Source organism: Vibrio bathopelagicus (assembly GCF_014879975.1).
Taxonomy (GTDB): domain Bacteria; phylum Pseudomonadota; class Gammaproteobacteria; order Enterobacterales; family Vibrionaceae; genus Vibrio; species Vibrio bathopelagicus.
In genome coordinates, this window is record NZ_CP062501.1 from 1,774,313 (window position 1) to 1,792,626 (window position 18,314).

15 protein-coding genes are annotated in these 18,314 nt (G+C 44.9%); 8 read left to right on the forward strand and 7 right to left on the reverse strand.

The annotated features are described in order from the left end of the window. Window positions 1-59: 59 nt before the first annotated feature. The 7 genes from IHV80_RS24115 (at window position 60) to IHV80_RS24145 (ending at window position 7,845) form a co-directional block, all read left to right on the forward strand. Window positions 60-725, forward strand: a complete 666-nt coding sequence (locus tag IHV80_RS24115; protein WP_226088546.1) for a hypothetical protein — start codon at window positions 60-62, stop codon at window positions 723-725. 165 nt (window positions 726-890) lie between these two features. Beyond that, window positions 891-1,847 (forward strand): AAA family ATPase, encoded by a 957-nt coding sequence (locus IHV80_RS24120; protein WP_192891304.1) that lies wholly within the window; start codon window positions 891-893, stop codon window positions 1,845-1,847. Window positions 1,848-1,857: 10 nt separating this feature from the next. Further along, on the forward strand, window positions 1,858-2,784 hold the full coding sequence (locus IHV80_RS24125; protein WP_192891305.1) for a DUF58 domain-containing protein: 927 nt from the start codon (window positions 1,858-1,860) through the stop codon (window positions 2,782-2,784). Further along, window positions 2,781-3,266 carry a DUF4381 domain-containing protein gene (locus IHV80_RS24130; protein ID WP_192891306.1) on the forward strand — a complete coding sequence of 162 codons (486 nt, stop codon included), beginning with the start codon at window positions 2,781-2,783 and terminating at the stop codon, window positions 3,264-3,266. The genes IHV80_RS24125 and IHV80_RS24130 overlap by 4 nt, the downstream gene beginning before the upstream one ends. Further along, window positions 3,259-4,251 (forward strand): vWA domain-containing protein, encoded by a 993-nt coding sequence (locus IHV80_RS24135; protein ID WP_192891307.1) that lies wholly within the window; start codon window positions 3,259-3,261, stop codon window positions 4,249-4,251. The genes IHV80_RS24130 and IHV80_RS24135 overlap by 8 nt, the downstream gene beginning before the upstream one ends. Further along, on the forward strand, window positions 4,244-6,160 hold the full coding sequence (locus tag IHV80_RS24140; protein ID WP_192891308.1) for a VWA domain-containing protein: 1,917 nt from the start codon (window positions 4,244-4,246) through the stop codon (window positions 6,158-6,160). Before IHV80_RS24135 ends, IHV80_RS24140 begins: the two co-directional genes overlap by 8 nt. Before the next feature lie 2 nt (window positions 6,161-6,162). Then, complete coding sequence (locus IHV80_RS24145; protein WP_192891309.1) at window positions 6,163-7,845, forward strand: BatD family protein; 1,683 nt, start codon at window positions 6,163-6,165, stop codon at window positions 7,843-7,845. A 135-nt stretch (window positions 7,846-7,980) separates the two neighbouring features. On the opposite strand, the gene IHV80_RS24150 is transcribed toward IHV80_RS24145, so the two are convergent. The 5 genes from IHV80_RS24150 to IHV80_RS24170 all read right to left on the reverse strand — a co-directional run bounded on the left by IHV80_RS24150 (window position 7,981) and on the right by IHV80_RS24170 (window position 14,041). Further along, window positions 7,981-10,125: a sensor domain-containing diguanylate cyclase gene (locus tag IHV80_RS24150; RefSeq protein WP_192891310.1), complete on the reverse strand. Its 2,145-nt coding sequence runs from the start codon at window positions 10,123-10,125 to the stop codon at window positions 7,981-7,983. Window positions 10,126-10,459: 334 nt separating this feature from the next. Then, complete coding sequence (pstB, locus tag IHV80_RS24155) at window positions 10,460-11,209, reverse strand: phosphate ABC transporter ATP-binding protein PstB (RefSeq protein WP_004732036.1); 750 nt, start codon at window positions 11,207-11,209, stop codon at window positions 10,460-10,462. 90 nt (window positions 11,210-11,299) lie between these two features. Continuing rightward, window positions 11,300-12,163 (reverse strand): phosphate ABC transporter permease PstA, encoded by an 864-nt coding sequence (gene pstA / locus IHV80_RS24160; RefSeq protein ID WP_004732038.1) that lies wholly within the window; start codon window positions 12,161-12,163, stop codon window positions 11,300-11,302. Window positions 12,164-12,178: 15 nt separating this feature from the next. Then, window positions 12,179-13,108, reverse strand: a complete 930-nt coding sequence (gene pstC / locus IHV80_RS24165; protein WP_004732040.1) for a phosphate ABC transporter permease subunit PstC — start codon at window positions 13,106-13,108, stop codon at window positions 12,179-12,181. A 111-nt stretch (window positions 13,109-13,219) separates the two neighbouring features. Next, window positions 13,220-14,041 carry a phosphate ABC transporter substrate-binding protein gene (locus tag IHV80_RS24170; protein WP_054545847.1) on the reverse strand — a complete coding sequence of 274 codons (822 nt, stop codon included), beginning with the start codon at window positions 14,039-14,041 and terminating at the stop codon, window positions 13,220-13,222. Window positions 14,042-14,507: 466 nt separating this feature from the next. On the opposite strand from IHV80_RS24170, the gene IHV80_RS24175 reads away from it, so the two are divergent. Then, window positions 14,508-16,151, forward strand: a complete 1,644-nt coding sequence (locus IHV80_RS24175; protein ID WP_192891311.1) for a methyl-accepting chemotaxis protein — start codon at window positions 14,508-14,510, stop codon at window positions 16,149-16,151. Between the two features lie 117 nt (window positions 16,152-16,268). Here IHV80_RS24175 and IHV80_RS24180 read toward each other — a convergent pair whose 3' ends face one another. Together IHV80_RS24180 and IHV80_RS24185 are read right to left on the reverse strand one after the other, a co-directional pair. Further along, a complete protein-coding gene (locus IHV80_RS24180; RefSeq protein WP_192891312.1) occupies window positions 16,269-16,826 on the reverse strand; it encodes an Lcl C-terminal domain-containing protein in 558 nt (185 codons plus the stop codon). 2 nt (window positions 16,827-16,828) lie between these two features. Beyond that, window positions 16,829-18,310 carry an Lcl domain-containing protein gene (locus IHV80_RS24185; protein ID WP_192891313.1) on the reverse strand — a complete coding sequence of 494 codons (1,482 nt, stop codon included), beginning with the start codon at window positions 18,308-18,310 and terminating at the stop codon, window positions 16,829-16,831. Between the last annotated feature and the right edge of the window lie 4 nt (window positions 18,311-18,314).

The following is an 18,314-nucleotide window of genomic DNA, read 5'->3' on the forward strand; positions in this document are numbered from 1 at the left end:
AATACCATCAATTTTCTGAGGTTGCCATGCTACTTAAACTACTATCATTGTTGTCGCTCATGTCTATTCTTATACCGACACAAGCAGCGCAAACAGAAGAACTCGAACCAGAACTAAAACCAGAGCAAGGACAAATAGAAGACCTAGACGATCCTACCGCGCTGAGCTCATTTCTGGGAATACGAACAGGGACCAATGGATATGGTGCCATCGCGCAATTTGGATTCAACAGCCCCGACAGTGCATTGGGTCACAACAGCTTCATTCAATTTAAAGACGATTTTGAAACCGTACATCTACGCCACTTTTCGATCTATAAACAAAGTGGAACGGGGTTGTTTGTCGATATGCAGCGCAACAATGCCAATGCGATTCCCGTTAACCGAGCTTCTGTTGGCGCCATCCAGATAATCCCTATCTCAGAGAAACTTAGGATTAACCCTGCCCTTCTATATGGCGAAACGTGGACAGACGATAAGCAAGCTCGAAAGATGCTGTTTCCAGATACATCGATTGTGACCTTGTATACCTTTATTCGCTGGCAAGTCGCCGACGACTGGTTCGTCAACTTGGTGCCCCAATATACCTACAGCGTAAATGGACGAAAGATTCGCTTATTTGAACTCGTCACTCAAGTGGGTCACAACATTACTAAAGAAACGAGCATGGCGATAAATACCGATGAAGACGACAACTTTTGGTTAACACTAAAGCACGCCTTTTAAGTCTGACTATGGTAAAACCGTTGAGCTTAACGTTACTTTCGCTAAACACTTGTAAATCATTCCATTTTTGGAAAAATAAATTACGTAGATGTACTGGAACTTTTTCCTATTAATAAGTGACCAATACTGAAAATAAGAATCAAATGGTACCCAGAGAGTCCAAAAATGCATAAAAATAACTTCGAAATCCTTCAAAACTACTTAGAGTCTCAAATCATTGGTCAGCAAGAGCTCGTTAAGCAACTGATGATCGCCTTATTGGCAGATGGTCATATTCTTGTCGAAGGGCCTCCAGGGTTGGCAAAAACCCGCGCGGTAAAGTCGCTGGCTGACTGTGTCGAGGGAGATTTTCATCGTATTCAATTTACCCCCGATCTATTGCCTGCCGACCTAACTGGTACCGATATTTTCCGTCCAGAAACCGGAGAGTTCACTTTCCAATCTGGGCCTATTTTTAACTCGCTTATTCTAGCGGATGAGATCAACCGTGCTCCGGCGAAAGTACAAGCAGCAATGTTAGAAGCGATGGCCGAGAAACAGGTGACCGCAGGTCGAAAAACCTATGCGCTACCTGATCTGTTTTTGGTGATGGCAACGCAAAACCCAATTGAACAAGAAGGTACTTACCCGCTACCAGAAGCTCAGTTAGACCGTTTCTTGCTGCATTTAGAAGTGGCTTATCCAGACATGGAAAGTGAGCTGGAGATCTTGCGCCTAAACAGAGGCGAAGCGCAAGGCAATCAACCTGTTCAACCAGAGCCTATTTCTCAACAAACTATCTTCGAAGCCCGCCAAGAAGTGCTCAACACTCACATGGCAGATACCATCGAGCAGTACATTATTCGACTGGTTATGGCGACTCGCCAACCTAAGCAATACAGCGACCAACTTGATCAATGGTTAGACATGGGTGTCAGCCCGCGTGCAACCATTGCGTTAGACCGTTGTGCCCGCGCTCATGCTTGGCTTGCTGGCCGCGACTATGTTACTCCACAAGATGTTCAAGCGATGGCATTCCCTGTATTACGCCACCGCCTGCTTCGTAGCTACCACGCACAAGCGGAAGGGGTCACTGCAAATCAAGTGATCGCACACCTTATATCACTGGTTGGTAGCGCATAGGGATACGCGCATGAATAATCAATTACCCAACCATAGTGACGGTGTCACGTTAAATTTGGACGAACTACTGCAATACAAAGCGCAGTCTGTTCGCTGGTTGCCTCCAGCCAGAAGCCTTTGGTCACAACTTAACGGCCAACACGAGAGCAACCGCAAAGGGCGCGGAATGAATTTCTCTGAAGTTCGCCAATATCAGGCGGGCGACGATATCCGCAGCATTGATTGGCGCGTCACGGCGAGAACTGGCAAAGCGCATACCAAGTTGTTTTCTGAAGAAAGAGAACAGCCTGTGATTTTGTTCTTAGATCTGTCGAGCAGTATGATTTTCGGCTCAACCTTGCTGCTTAAATCAGTTCAACTCGCGCACTTTGCCAGCCAACTTTGTTGGTTAACCGTCGCTCAAAAAGACCGTATTGGCGCAGTGATAGATACTGGCCAAGAGATCATTGAGATTAAACCAAGTGCTAGCAACCATGCTCCGCTGCGTATTTTACAAAAAGTCATAGAAATCAATAACGCAGCGCTGACCAACCAAGACAATCACAGCGACACAACCTTAGAGCATGGATTGAAGTCTCTTCACCAGCTTTGCCCGAAAGGCAGCGATATCATTATGCTTAGTGATTTTGTTCGTTATAACGAAAGTAATTACTCACTTATCAATCAAATACGTCGACATAATCGAGTTCGCTTAGTGCATTTTTACGATCCATTAGAACAAGGTGTTACTGCATTCAAAGGTTCAAAACAGATCACCGATGGCAATAAAACCCAATGGTTTAACTTTTCATCAAACAGGGAAAAGGAAAAGCTCAGTCACGCATTTGAGCAGAAACAACAACAGCTTATGAAAATGAGCCTTTCTCTCGCGATCCCATACAGTTCATTGTCTTGTGCGCAATCGTTAATGAGCCAAGTATCAGGAGTTCAGTCATGAATCAACCTCTCGACTTGAGCCCTATCATTACGCCAAGCGCACCGTCATGGTGGCCTTTGGCATGGGGTTGGTGGGCTGTGATTATCACGGCCATTGTTGTGATCGCCTTAGTGCTTTTCATTGTAAAACGCAGACAAAAAAAACAGCACGCGAAGAACGAAGCACTTGCTTGCTTTCGTAATAGTCAGTCTTCAAATACCTTGTCTCCGAGCGAAGCTCAAGACATCGTTCGTCAGGCAGCACTGAGCTATTTCCCACGCGAAAAAGTGGCAGGCTTGTCTGGTGATGATTGGTTGACGTTCTTAGATGCGCAATTGGCAAAGCCGTTATTCGCCGCAAAGCAATCGCAATGGCAACAAGTGCTCTACCAAGATGCAGCCCTAATGAGCGACGAACAGAAAAAGGCTCAACAACAATTGGTTAATGACTGCGAAACCTGGCTTCGTAAAGCCCTTCCTCCAAAACGAGGTCGTTATGAGTGATTTTCTAAATATAGGTCTACTAGATGTGGAGTTCGTTTGGTGGTGGATGCTGTTCCTAGCGCCCTTGCCGATCCTTGTTTACTTATTCTCACCAAAATCAGAATCAAGCAGCGCTCTAAGGCTTCCGTTTTTGCCCGAGGACAGCAATACCCAAACACCGAGCAGCCGCTTACCCAAAGCCTTGTCGATCATCATCTGGCTTTTATTGGTAACGGCGATGGCACGCCCAGTTTGGTACGGTGAACCGGTTGAGTTTCAGCCGAAACACCGAGACTTGATGCTGGTTGTCGACCTCTCCTACTCCATGAGCCAAGAAGACATGCAGTTCAATGGCGAGTACATCGATCGCTTATCTGCCGTGAAACATGTATTGAGTGACTTTATTGAGCGACGAAAAGGCGACCGAGTTGGACTGGTGTTATTTGCTGATCACGCCTATCTGCAAACGCCTCTGACTTTGGACAGAGACACTCTGTCACAGCAACTCAACCAAGCCGTGCTAAGGCTGATTGGTAATCAAACCGCGATTGGTGATGGTATTGGCCTTGCCACCAAAACCTTTGTTGACAGCGATGCCCCTCAACGTGTGATGATCCTACTCAGTGACGGAAGTAATACTGCGGGCGTATTAGATCCACTAGAGGCCGCAGATATTGCTAAGAAGTACGACGCGACGATTTACACCGTGGGTGTCGGTGCGGGTGAAATGATGGTCAAAGAGTTCTTCATGACTCGTAAGGTCAATACTGCTCAAGACTTGGATGAACGCACCCTAATGGAAATTGCCAAACGCACTGGCGGTCAGTACTTCCGAGCGCGAGACAGCAAAGAACTGGCAACGATTTACGACACCATCAATCAGTTAGAGCCCGTGACCAACGCCACTAAGATATGGCGACCGCAACAAGAATGGTTCGTATGGCCACTGTCTGCGGCAATGTTCTTCGCATTTATGCTGTTAGCCATTAGGAGAAACAATGTCTAACTTTACTTTTATCTACCCTTATTGGTTCTTGGCTCTTGCCGCGCTGCCCGCTATTTGGTGGCTTAGCAAAAGACAATCGAAGCAAGGGTTATTAGCGTCACATATCGCCCGCTATCTGGCTCCTGAATCGAGCAAGCCGTCTAAAAACCGAAGTACTTACTTTGGTATTTGGTGGTTAGTAGGTGTGATTGCACTAGCTGGACCAAGCTTTGAAAAAAATGAACAACCAAGCTTTGAAAAAACACAGGCGCGAGTTGTGATTATGGACATGTCGATGTCTATGTATGCCACCGATATTAAACCGAACCGTTTAACACAAGCGCGATACAAGGCTCTGGATCTGCTCTCATTATGGCAAGAAGGCCTAACAGGAATGGTCGCCTACGCAGGCGATGCTTACACCATTAGTCCTTTAACGTCAGACATCAATACCATTAAGAACCTAGTCCCTAATCTCTCTCCGGATATCATGCCCTTTCAAGGCGGAGATGCTGCATCAGCAGTCAAACTCGCGATCGAGATGATGACTCGTGCTCATATCTATAAAGGCGATCTGGTACTTATTGGCGATGATATCGATGCTCAAGAGAAGAAAGAGATCGAATCGCTACTCTCTGGCAGCAATTGGACATTATCGGTCTTGGCTGTAGGCACGGAAAGTGGCGCACCGATCTCTCTACCGAGCGGGTCGATGCTGCAAACAGATTCAGGGCAAACCGTGGTTGCGAAAACTAACTTAGACAATATGCGCGACCTGACTCGTCGCTCTGGCGGCACATTCACTGAGGTACAATTTGATAACTCAGACGTTGAACACATCGCAAGTTATCTCGACCGAATTGCTACAACATCAGAAGTGACTAAAACCAATAACTCGCTCAATACCAGAGTGAACAATGGTTTCTGGTTATTGCCGTTTTTGTTACTTCCTGCCCTTGGGCTATTTCGAAAAGGGGTTATTTGGTGTGGCCTAGCTGTGCTTGTATCGTTCAGCCAGCCGAATACTGCGTTTGCGAATCCTTGGAAAACCGATGATCAGGTGGGTTATCAGTTATATCAAGATGAGGACTTCCAGCAAGCAGCTGAACAATTCAAACAACAAGAGTGGAAAGGCATCTCACAATACAAAGCGGGTGACTTCGAAGCTGCAGAACAAACACTACAAGGTTTGACTGACGAAAATGCTCGCTACAACCTCGCCAATGCACAAGCAAAGCAAGGCAAGTACGACCAAGCAATTGAAGAGTATCAACGTATTCTCGAAAGCAACCCTGAACATGCTTATGCGAAGAAGAACCTAGAGATTGTCGAACAGGCTCAGAAGCAACAGCAACAGCAACAGCAACAGCAACAGCAACAGCAACAGCAACAGCAAGGCGATTCTGAGTCCAAAGACCAAAACCAGCAAGGTCAGCAAGGTCAGCAAGGTCAGCAAAATGATTCTTCGCAAAGCTCGCAGGATCAACAACAAAGCTCTGCTGACAATGGCAAGTCGCAAAGTCAAAGCGGCGGTCAAGATCAAAACAACAAACAAGATCAAAGTGAAAATCAAGATCAGAATACTGACCAAAGCCAAGCTGATAACCGCTCTGATTCCAAGATGGATGAAGAAAACGACAAGCAAGCTGTGCAACAAAACAAAGCGGATCAAGCAGGTAGGCCGTCACAGGACAAAGATGACTCTGCATCTCAGACTGCTCAAGCTCAAGAGGCTTCTAAGGAAGACAGTGATAACAACACTCAACAAGCTGCAGCACAAGTATCAGGTCAACCTATGTCGAGCGATCCTGATATGCGAAAACTTGAACAAGTAGAAAGCGCCCGTGATCCGAGCCAACTGCTTAAAGCGCAAATGATTCTACAAGCACGACAAAAAAGTGCTCCTAACAACCAAAACAAAAAGTGGTAACCATGCGATTTTTAAACAAGCCATTTTTATCAATACTACTGACACTGCTAATCGGTGTTTTCTCGTCATATTCTGTATTAGCAGCGACAGCTGTTGCGAGTGTTTCGCAAAACAGTGTTACCAAAGATGAAGTCTTCCTACTTAGAGTGGCGACCGATGAAAAAGTATCGTCCGGTGCTTTAGATCTAGCCCCCCTTCAGAAGGATTTCTACGTCGGCACCCCAAGCTTTGGGTCGTCGATGCGAATCGTAAATGGCAGCCGCACTGTGTCTAGCGAATGGAATATTACCCTTGCCCCACTTCGATTAGGCCGATTAGATATTCCTAGCTTTGATATTAAAGGGGCTAAAACTAAACCTATCACCATCAACGTTTCAGTTAATAAAGCCGCTCCAAAGCAGAGTGATATGGCCGAGTTTCAACTTAATCTCAGTAAAGACTCACTCTACCCTCAAGAGGTCGCGGAGCTTGATGTAAAACTCATCATTAAGGCAGATCCTAGAAGACTGCAAGATCCTAAAATTGCACCACCAAGTTCAGCGAAATTAGACGTCGAGCCGATTGGCGAATCGAAACAATTTCAAGATGTTATCAACGGACAAGAAGTCACAGTTGTTCAGCAATCTTTCCATATATCGTCACAGCAAGCAGGACAATTTCAGCTTCAAGGGCCAAAGTTAACTGGTGCAGTTGTTTACTCAACCAACAACTCAAGCACAACGCGCCTTTTCCAGCTCGACACGCCTGTTGAAACCTTAGATGTCACAGTAAATCCGATACCAAAAGGCTATCAAGGTGAGTGGTTACCAACATCGAACTTCAAGTTGATTCAGAAATGGTCAGATAGCCAAGGCAACGAGCTGACAGATAGCAATACTTTAGGTGGCGACAAGCAGAATATTGAAATGGAAGCAGGTGATTCGTTAACTCGTACCATCACAATGACAGCCAGCAACTTGACCCAGCATCAACTGCCAAAACTGAAGATCACCTACCCTAAATCGGTACGTGTTTATGAAGAGAAACCGCAATTTGGCACTACCCAATCCGGTAATGCTATCGTTGTGTATAAACAGGTTCTAATCCCTAAGGAATCTGGAGGCATCTCTCTGCCTGATGTTTCTCAAACTTGGTTTAACACCGATTCGCAATCACAAGAGACCAGTAAAGCTCTTGGACTTGAGTTGTCGGTTCAGGCAAGTGATCGCGCGATCTCAAGCACGCCGCCTCCTGTGACAGAAACACCAACCAAACAAGCCAGCCCGACGATTGTTACCGTTGATACCCCTGGAATATGGCCTTACCTAACCGCGCTGTTCGCTGCCTTGTGGTTAATCAGTTCTACAGTTGCTTTCTACTTCTGGTCACGCCGCGGCACAACAGTAAAACCAAAGCGCCAAGATGAACATCAATCCGATACAGCCGAAGCGCTGATTACCGCGCTGAAAGCGAAAGATGGGGTGATGACGAGAACGTTGTTTGAGCAATGGAAAACAGAAAACTCAGACTTGAGTGGTGAAACGTTAGAAGCAATTGAAGCGGAGCTAACCAAGCTCAACCAAAGCCTCTATGCTGAAACTGGCTCACCAAGTCAGTCATGGGATCCAGCTCTAGCAATCAAAGCGGTTAAGAAGCCAAAACGCATCTCGAACAAAGCTCATAAGAGCACGTTAGAAAGGCTTTAATTAACCAGCCATCTAAATAAGCAGAACGCTAGTTAAGCAGAGAATCTAAGTAAACAAAAAAACGAAGCCGTGATGACCACATTGTGATCATCACGGCTTCAGTCGTTTTTAAGAGATGAAAAAATAAATGCCACACTAAGTCAGTGGCGTCGCAACCTTTCTTCGCTTTAGAGCAGAGACAATTCGATTTCGCCCTGAGTCTTTGGCTTGATACAAAGCTTTGTCTGCCTTGCCATACAGCAGATCGAAATCGAATTGATGCTGGTCTGAGGTTATCGACGCGTAACCAACAGATGCAGTTAAATACTGGCTGGTGCTGCTTTCACAATGAAGGATCTTCGCCTCTTCAATGCATTTTCTGATCGACTCTGCACGCTGTTTAGTTTCAGAGTGATGAGTGCCGATCATCAACAACATAAACTCTTCACCACCAATACGACAGAAAGTTTCCTTATCGCTATGAACATGAGCATTAAGTATCTTACCTATGGTGCGCAGAGCCGCATCACCCTCAGTATGGCCATAAACACTGTTGTATAAGCCAAAATGATCTAGGTCGACGAGGATCAATCCGAAAGTGACTTCATGTTGTGTGGCAAACGCCCCTTGGTCGTCACAATTTAGATCTTCTAAAACCTGCGACAACATACGACGATTTCCAAGACGTGTCAGCGGGTCTAGCTTAGATATGATATCCAACTGCTCATTTGCTCGTTCAAGCTCTTGAGTGCGCTTACTGACCTCTTGTTCGAGGGTTTCATTAAGCTTTTTGAGCTCCTCTTGCGCCATGGTTCTCTGTAGCACCTCAGCTAAACTAGAAGCAAAGATACGTATCACCTCACGGAGCTGTGAGGTTAGGGGGCTTCGAGTCAGTAAATTATCTGCGGCAATAAACGCAATCGGCTCACCCGTATTGGTGGTGAGCATTGTCATTGCCGTCCAACCTACACCCACAATATTGAAATCGTGATAAATAGGGACCGACTCTTCGAACGCGACTTGATTCGGGCAAGCGCGTGCTGCTGCGACAATGTCACGTTCCACCAGCTCAGAGCGGTAATAGGACTCATCGACAATATCGCCTTTAATGTCAGTACCCCAAGTACCTTGCATGTAACTGCACTTTTTGTCTGTTAGGAAAACAGCCAGTCGATCGATACCTAGATGTTGAATCGCAAAACTAACGGCGGACTTACATACTTCACTGACGCTATCGCATCGAGATAGCTCCACCATACTTGAGTGCAACATGCGTATATTTTGTTCTTGGCGCTTGCGAATGTAGATCTGAGAAAGCAGAGAGCCAAAGGATTCAAGCATCTGCTTTTGATAATTGGTGATGGGTGAACGGTGAATGTAGTTATCCATCGCAATCCATCCGACGGGTTTATCACCTTCACGTAAGATGAGCATTCCATTCCATCCCTGCCCGACCACTTTTCCTTCGGTGTAGAGTGGCGCTTGTTCAATAATGACTAAGTTGGTGTGGTTGTCAGACAGCGCCTCAATGTATTCGGCTTCAAGCTGGTGTAAATCATATTGAGTATGGTGCTCACTGTTTGTCTTACCAGACTCATCAGTGCCGTATGTCCCGCTAAAACAACGCTTTTTCATATCCAATAGCATGAAGATCGCACGATCAAATCCTAACCGATCACGAACCGCCTCAACCGAGGCTTTATACAAGGCATCCAAAGAGTCAGGATTAGAAAGCTCTAATGCCACCTGATGAACCAGTTTCATGTTCTCCACAAACAATTCACGAAGCTTTATTTCATCAAGGTACTGCGCTTCACGCGTGTCGCGGTGTTTGATCTCCAGCGCAGCGTTCTTTTCTGCACGAATGCATTGCCAGCGGGCTGCTGCAAGTTGAAGAACATCAAGATCTTGGTCGAAGGTTTGGTTGATATACTGAGCATTGCAATTTTGAACAATTAAATAAGTTCTACAGGCAGGCGCGTTGTCGAGCATCATGATGAATGACTCTCCACCTAACACTTTCATGTGTTCCCACTTACAAGTGTTGATAGACATTGGGAGCACGCCATCTGCGGTATCGAATTGAGAAACCCAAGGCCAAAACGTAGCAGGATAATTTGCCAGAGACGTTAGCTCTCCGTAAGAAAACAAGGGGAACGAATCGACTTCTGGTATCGGTTCTACAAATATCCCCATCCCTTTTGGCGCAAGTACCTTAGCAAGATAACCAAAAAGAAATTCTGCCAATAAACGGTGATCGCGAGTAGCTGATATTTGTTTTGCAAAGGCTTTAACAGGCACGCTTCCGTCCATTGGCGATTAAGAGTGAAGCAAAAATACCGAAGCATTGATATGCAATCAATGTAACTAAAAATGAGATGTTAAGCGGGTCGCAATTTCAATTTTTACATTATCACAAGCATGAGAAGGACGACAAAAATGGGATTTTCTGCCCAAAATTTCATCGACATTAGGACTTTTTTAGAGACATAAAAAAGCCCCACCTAAAGTGGGGCAAAACTTCCATCGCTTATAGTTATAGTGATAATTCTGTCGATCTATTCGATTATCTAACCTGCGTTTCAGTTAGCGTACTGTCCTTTAAAAAAACTAAAACAGCACTTAGTTCATCGAATTAACCAAAGTCACCGTTTACGTAGCCTTTAGTACGATCATCTTTTGGTTCGCTGAAGATAACACTCGTTTCGTTGTGCTCTACAAGCTCTCCCATTAGGAAGAAAGCAGTACGGTCTGAGATACGACGCGCTTGCTGCATTGAGTGCGTTACGATAACGATAGTGAAGTCTTTCTTCAGGTCTTCCATCAATTCTTCAATCTTGTGTGTCGCGATTGGATCGAGTGCCGATGTAGGCTCATCCATCAGGATTACATCCGGTTCCATTGCAATCGTACGAGCGATACATAAACGCTGTTGCTGACCACCAGACAAACCAAATGCGTGCGCTTTAAGACGGTCTTTCACTTCATCCCAAAGTGCCGCACTGCGTAGTGAACTTTCTACTACTTCATCAATGTGTTTCTTGTCTTTGATACCTTGAGCACGTAAGCCGTAAGCTACGTTCTCGTAGATGCTCATTGGGAATGGGTTTGGTTTTTGGAATACCATGCCTACGCGAATACGCAGGTCAGCCACATCAATGTTACCGTAGATGTTCGTGCCATCCATATCCAGCTTACCTTTGATAGTAACGCCTTCTATTAGGTCATTCATGCGGTTCAAACAACGTAGCAGTGTCGATTTACCACAACCAGATGGGCCAATCAGAGCCGTTACCTGACGCGTTGGAATTGGCAGGTTAATAGACTTAAGCGCTTGGTTGTCACCGTAAAACAGATCTAGGTTCTCAATATCAAATTTGTTCATTTTCGTATTCTCTAAATTCTTAAATTCGTGTCTAACTTGATGCTTTCTTTATCACGGAGGCTCTCTTTATTGTTGAGCCAGCTAATGAGCTTAGTAAGTTGCCGTGTTGAAGCGTCTCGCAATCAGTTTTGTAACCATGTTGATCAAGAGAACCAATACGATTAGGACTGTTGCCGTGCCGTAAGCTTGGTTCCACTCATCGATAGTAAATAGTTCTGTTGTCAGCTTATATAGGTGAACCGTTAGTGTACGGCCAGAATCAAATACCGATTCAGGAACACGTGCCACCATACCTGCTGTTAAAAATACAGGTGCTGATTCGCCAATTACACGACCAATACTAAGAATGACCGAAGTTAAGATACCTGGCATTGCGCTTGGTAAGATCAAACGCCAGATAGTGTAGATTTTTGAAGCGCCAAGGCCGTATGAGCCTTCACGATAAGTTTGTGGTACTGACATCAATGCTTCTTCTGTAGTACGGATGATTACAGGAAGAATTAAAATACTCAGCGTTAATGCACCCGACAAAATCGAGAAGCCAAGACCGAGAATCGAAACAAAGAAGGTCATACCGAACAGACCAAAGATAATCGATGGGATACCCGCTAAAGATTCAGTACAGAAACGAATCACTTTAACCAGTTTGCTGCCCACTTTAGCGTATTCGGTTAGGTATATCGCCGTCATGATGCCGAGTGGCGCTGCCACAGCTATTGATGCGATTACCATGTAGATCGTGGCGATGATCATTGGGAAAATACCACGTTCTTCACCGGTACGAGTGTAGTCGTCGGTAATGAAGTTCCAGTCTACGTATTGCAGGCCATTCGATAAGATGTACCAAATGATCCAGAATAAGAAACCAACCGTGACTGCTGCTGCCGCCCAGATAAAGCCTTTCAAGACATTATCTTTCATTTGACGTGCTTGTTTTAGTTTTACGCGATCCATATTACTTATCCTCGCCTACTTCGTTTTTTCACGATTAAGATAAAGCAGAGCACCATTTAACATCATGATGAATACCAGAAGCACAACGCCGGTAGCGTACAGTGCACTCGCGTGGATACCACTTGCGTAAGACATCTCAATAGCAATGTTTGCTGTTAGCGTACGAGCTGAGTCCAGAATACCTTCTGGCATTGCTGGTGCATTACCCATCACCATGATGATTGCCATCGTTTCACCCAGTGCACGACCGATACCCAAAATCACACCAGTCATAATGCCTGAACGTGCAGCAGGAACGAGTAACTTAAAAATCGTGTAGATTTTCGAAGCACCCAGTGCAAGTGAGCCTTCTTTGTACGTACGAGGTACAGCGCGGATCGAAGTTTCAGAAACTGTAATAACAGTAGGAAGAATCATGATACCCAAAACAATGATACCCGCGAAGATAGTGTTACCCGCTGGTACTTGGAAAATGTTCTGAATCATAGGAACAATGATTACTAGACCGAAGAAGCCGTAAACTACCGACGGGATACCCGCGAGAAGCTCAACTGCTGGTCGAATAATATCTGCAAGACGCTTTGGTGCAATCTCAGCAATAAAAATAGCGGTTAATACACCGACCGGTACACCAACAACGACAGCTCCAAGTGTCGAAACAATCGATGCAACAATCATGGTTGCAACACCGAATAGAGCTGGCGGTAACCAATCCACACCCAAAACGATGCCAGAAACACCAGCCTCTTGGAATGCAGGGATACTCTCTGCAACGATAAAGTAAGCGATAACGGCTAGTGATACGATGCCGATTACAGCACTCGATAAGAACAAGCCGTGGAAGATTCTTTCTCTCCAGTCGATGCGCTTCTTGGCACGTAGACTTGGCTTGTTGATTTGAGTCGCTTCAGTATTCATAAGCTTTTCACTATTTGCGATGGTCATATATAAAATCTCAAACTTTGTGGCTCAACAAGAGCTCGAAATAGACAAAGTTGAAAGAAAAGGCTCAGCCTAAGTTAGGCTGAGCAATAATTAAGTGTTGGTCAGTTAAGATTAGTTAACTGTGATGTAGCCTTTCTTGTCAGCGATAGCTTGAGCTTCATCTGCAACCATCCAATCTAGGAATTGTTGAGTTTCAGCTGTTGGAGCGCCGGCTTTGTAAAGAACTAGGAAAGGACGAGCAACTTTGTAAGAGCCGTTCTTAACGTTATCAACTGATGCTGCTGCGCCGTCGATAGTTAGAGCTTGAACTGTGTTATCTACAGTACCAAGAGAGATGAAGCCGATAGCGTATGGGTTGCTCGCTACAGAAACTTTAAGTGCGCCGTTACCGTTTGCAACTTGTGCACGTTGAGAGATAGCCGATACTTTCTTGTCGCCAATCTTCTTCTTAAGTTTCATGATGTCTTCGAATGCGCCACGTGTACCAGATGCAGTATCACGAGTGATTGCTACGATTGGCTTGTCAGCACCACCAACATCTTTCCAGTTAGTGATGTCGCCTTTGTAGATTGAAGTGATTTGCTCAGCGGTAAGAGCAGATACTTCGTTATTTGGGTTAACAACAACTGCGATACCGTCACGAGCGATAACAAGCTCTTTCAGGTCAGCTGTTTTCTCTTCTTCTTTAAGGTCACGAGAAGAGATACCAAGGTCAGCACTTCCATTTTTTGCTGCTTTGATGCCTGCAGAAGAACCTGGTGCTTGAATTTCGATGAACACTGGTTCGCCTTTATTCATGTAGGTTTCTGCAAAAACTTCAACCAGTGGAGAAGCACTGTTAGAGCCAACTACAGAGATAGTTTCTTTAGCTGAAGCTGTATTCACTGTTAGAGCGCCTAGTAGTGCGATTGCACCGATAACTGTCTTTTTCATCACAAATTTCCTTTAGTGGCGTTATTGCCGTAATGTTGTTTTGCTTGAACGGTGCCCACTTTAGAATCTGAATGTGACAGTTGTGTTTCACTTAATTGAAGCCTATATGACAACTACAATTTATTTTCTTGTTTTCCCTCTACCAAATAGCCTTGAAGTAATAAATGGGCCTCATTCATAGGCGTTGAATATTCATTCCAACCTATTTAAGCCAAACCGCTCAATATCTCGCCACCCCTTTAATTACCTAATACCACACAAGGTTCTGTGCTAAATAACCCTATCTTAAAAATGGCTAAAGCCTTGTTTGCACAATAAATAATCAAATTTTATTAAATACCTATCGCATATATCAAAATCGAATCTATTACTGATTGAATTGTCATTCTCAATAGTTAGAATCACTGGCTAATTACAATAATAACAATTGCTTCTGCTCATTTACTTATTCAAAGAGGGACAATACATGCGCCAACTTCTCAGTGGCTTATCGATAAAAATACAAATTCTTATTCCAGTACTCTTTTCCGTCGTATTGCTTTTGACGGGTGTCATTATCGGTGGTGACAAACTGGAAAATGCTTTTAAAGATGTATCAACAGCAACAGATCAGCTCATTCTACATAAAGAAGAACTTAGCGAAATCGTCGACAACAGCTACGGCATGCGCATTAAGGCCATCTACAGCCTATTTAATGCTGATGATGTAAAGACGCTAGTAGAAACGCTAAATCAAAAACGTGACCAGAATACTCGACTACTGAATTCGCTTGATACCGTACCAGGCATGCAAGATGAAGTAGCCGCAATGCGCAAAGCGATGAATCACTACGTCGACTTTTCTCGCACCACTATGCTTCCTCTATTAAGAGCTAAACACGGCAACACAGTTCTCCCTTCTGACTTTGACAACCGCTACCAGATCGCAATCGACCAATACCGTCACGCGGGTAATGAAATGGTACAGGCGATCAATACGCTTTCTAAAAAGCTCAACCTGCTTGCCACTCAAGAAGTCGACATCAACGGCCAACAACACACCAGCACACTGGATACGGCGACTATTGCCCTGCTAGCGATTCTTTCTATCGCATTAGTCATCAGTTGGACGCTTGCTGGCATCATTGTTAAGCCGCTTAGCAATATTCAGGAAACCATGCGTGAAGTAGCGAAAGGCAACCTGCTCGTTAAAGCTGAAGAGTATGGCGATAACGAGATCTCGCGCCTTGCCCAAGACGTAAACAAATCCGTTGAGCAATTGCGCGACACGGTAAGTTCGCTGTCTCGAATCAGTATTGAAGTTGCGTCTGCGTCTACAGAGCTAGCCGCAGTAATGACGCAATCAAGTGCGAACTCAGATCAAGAGAAGCAAGAAGTGGAGCAAGTTGCTTCCGCTGTGAACCAACTTGAGAGCACAGCAGCACACGTCAACGAGAACGCAGTACAAGCCGATTCGGCGTCTAAGCAAGCTGACGAAATGGCGACACACAGCATGAGCTTGTTTAATGAGAGCAACCAAGCAAACGAGCAAATGGCGATTCAGCTGAGTGAAGCAGCAAACGTTGTAGGCACGCTAAAAGAGCACTCAGAGCAGATTGGTAAGGTGATTGAAGTAATTCAAAGCATCTCTGAACAAACGAACCTTCTTGCGCTTAATGCAGCAATTGAAGCGGCTCGTGCTGGTGAAAGTGGCCGTGGTTTCGCAGTTGTAGCCGATGAAGTTCGAATGCTGGCGGCACGAACCCAAGATTCAACCAAAGAGATCCAAGCGATCATCGAAGGTTTGCAGGTTCAATCAGGCAACGCTAATGAGAGCATGAGCAGTTCACTGTCTATGTTAGAGCATAACCAAACGCTCTCTGGCGAGGTAAGCGCTGCCCTTTCAGGTATTGCTAACTCAGTAACCGACATGACAGAAATTAACACTCAGGTTGCCTCTGCTGCAGAAGAGCAAAGCCAAGTGACTGCAGACATCAACCGTAATATCTCAAATATCTACAGCTTAGTAAGCCAAAACGTAACCGGTATTACCCAAGCCGCAGCAGCAAGTCACGAGCTATCAAACCTAGCTGAGCAGCAGAAACAGCAGTTGGACTATTTTAAGGTGTAGGGTTCAAGGTGTAAGATTTAAAGTGTAGGGTTTAAGGTTTAAAGTCAGACCTATACGCCAAAACTCAAAAGGCCGTGGAAGAACCACGGCCTTTTTATTTACGGATTAAGAACTAAATCATTCTGCAACTAGTAGGACGCTAAACTTGTATTGTGCAGCGTTGTACTGATAAACCTCACCGTTAATGGAATCAAGCGTCATCACGCTCTGTCCATTACCAGCAGGAGTCGAACTCCATACATAAGCGGCTAAGTTACCGGTCTCAAAGTTGAATGTCTCGCCGAATACTTTGGTACTCATTGCAGGAGAATGACATGCGACTTCTTTCAAAGACACCAGCTCTTTGATGTTTGGCATACGCCACTCTTTTTCGCCACCAAATTGATGCAGAGCGTGGCTACCACTTTCATCATTGATTGATTCAACCATAGCAAGCGCACTCTGCCAATGATAGGTTTCAGCGGTTCCAGTACAAGCTAACGCCTTCGTATCCCATGTTTTACCTAGTTGGCAACGCATCCAAGTTAAGCCCGTCAGTTCGTCACTAAAGGTTCCGTTATCATTTGCGATGTAACGTGTACTCGGAGCCGATTTTTCAATATCCAAGCTGCACTCTTGTGCCATTGCACCTGAAGAAAATAGGCCGATTAAAGTGATAGTGAGTAAATTTTTCATCTCTATTTACCTTGTAGTGAAACTAGACGAGCAGGGAATTGGTATGAATCAGAGTTGTCGGAAGAATCTACATCACCAGAGTAGATCTCTAAAGCGCTGATGTAGCCACGGTCTTCACCCAATGTACCAATTTCGTTGTAATAGAAGCCACCATCTACTGCTGTATTGCTGTATTGGTTATAGATAATCGATTGGTTCCACACAGAGCCGATTTCTGTATATTCACCACCAACACTCTGATGAGGAAAATACTTGTAAGTCAGGCCATAAGCTTTACCACCTGCGTTCTTTTCGGTTTCACCGAAATCGAGCACGTTGTAAAACTCATGGAATGTAGGTAAACGCCAATCTGATTTGCCGCACAGGTTAATAGCATTGATATGTTCAACGTAATCTTGAGTGGTACATATCGCGTCACCCTTCGTTTTACACGTGGCTAAATCAACGTCCTGGTCATAAGGTGTTACAACACCTGGTAGCTCCAATGCGAACTGTCGGTCTTTGTATTGAAGGGAGTTTTCATCATCTGTTTTCGTTTCCCAAATCAAGCCGCTGCGTTGATCCAGAACACAAGCCCATTGCGTTGCATCGTCACTAAGCACCTGGCCATTAGAATCCAACTTTGCGAACTGGAAACCATTGCCGGTATTAGCATTCAGCTCTGTTTTATCAAAGCCGTACTCAGCATCTTGACCGGGGAATGAGCTCTGTGGTTCTACCACATCTTGTGTATCATCAATATCTGAGAAGTAACGCAACACACCAGTATCATTCAATGCTGTAGCAGCTTTTAGCTCTCCTTCGAGGAAATTTGCAAAAGCAGTAACTTGGTCATTATCTAGTACTCCACCCACATAATCGGCCGCACTCTTATCAAATTTCGCACTCAATTGAGCCAGCATGAACGCACGATTAGAGTGCTTAAATGCCTTAATTGTTGATACGACATTTTGTTCCAGACTCGCGAGTTCAGATGCAGATAAATCGTCTTGAATATCGCCAGATATAGTGATGCCACTTTTCGCCAACTGCGCTTTTAATTTGTTGTTAGCTTCAGCTATCGTCAATCCGTCAGCAACATAACCCGCCAATAGTGAACTGATACCATTAATCTCATTCCCCGTATTTTTTTGAAGACCGGGAGCTGCAATATAAGCGTAAGAAGATGCAGAACCGCTCGTGCTATTGGCTGCAATCCCCGTATCCACCTGAGCTAACAAAGGAACCGATAAAATCGACTTCTTAGTGCTGGTAATACTAAATTCGCCATTTGCGTTAGCCGTCGAACTAGGTTCCCCGCTGTCACACATGTAGTTTTGATTTATGTCTGCACAGACCTTACTTTGTAAATCTACATTCTGTGCAGTCACTGTACCTGACACTGTATAGGTTGGTGCTGCTGATGCAGAGGTATCGGAACCGCCCGAACCACCGCAGCCAGCAAGAGCCAAAGAGATGGCCAAAATTGTCAATTGAGGTTTCATAGAG

Coding starts and splice junctions, on each gene's coding strand:
- IHV80_RS24145 (WP_192891309.1), top strand. CDS start 6,163: ATGCGATTTTTAAACAAGCCATTTTTATCAATACTACTGACACTGCTA.
- IHV80_RS24185 (WP_192891313.1), bottom strand. CDS start 18,310: ATGAAACCTCAATTGACAATTTTGGCCATCTCTTTGGCTCTTGCTGGC.
- pstA (WP_004732038.1), bottom strand. CDS start 12,163: ATGGATCGCGTAAAACTAAAACAAGCACGTCAAATGAAAGATAATGTC.
- IHV80_RS24170 (WP_054545847.1), bottom strand. CDS start 14,041: ATGAAAAAGACAGTTATCGGTGCAATCGCACTACTAGGCGCTCTAACA.
- IHV80_RS24120 (WP_192891304.1), top strand. CDS start 891: ATGCATAAAAATAACTTCGAAATCCTTCAAAACTACTTAGAGTCTCAA.
- IHV80_RS24180 (WP_192891312.1), bottom strand. CDS start 16,826: ATGAAAAATTTACTCACTATCACTTTAATCGGCCTATTTTCTTCAGGT.
- pstB (WP_004732036.1), bottom strand. CDS start 11,209: ATGAACAAATTTGATATTGAGAACCTAGATCTGTTTTACGGTGACAAC.
- IHV80_RS24140 (WP_192891308.1), top strand. CDS start 4,244: ATGTCTAACTTTACTTTTATCTACCCTTATTGGTTCTTGGCTCTTGCC.
- IHV80_RS24135 (WP_192891307.1), top strand. CDS start 3,259: ATGAGTGATTTTCTAAATATAGGTCTACTAGATGTGGAGTTCGTTTGG.
- IHV80_RS24125 (WP_192891305.1), top strand. CDS start 1,858: ATGAATAATCAATTACCCAACCATAGTGACGGTGTCACGTTAAATTTG.
- IHV80_RS24115 (WP_226088546.1), top strand. CDS start 60: ATGTCTATTCTTATACCGACACAAGCAGCGCAAACAGAAGAACTCGAA.
- IHV80_RS24130 (WP_192891306.1), top strand. CDS start 2,781: ATGAATCAACCTCTCGACTTGAGCCCTATCATTACGCCAAGCGCACCG.
- pstC (WP_004732040.1), bottom strand. CDS start 13,108: ATGACCATCGCAAATAGTGAAAAGCTTATGAATACTGAAGCGACTCAA.
- IHV80_RS24175 (WP_192891311.1), top strand. CDS start 14,508: ATGCGCCAACTTCTCAGTGGCTTATCGATAAAAATACAAATTCTTATT.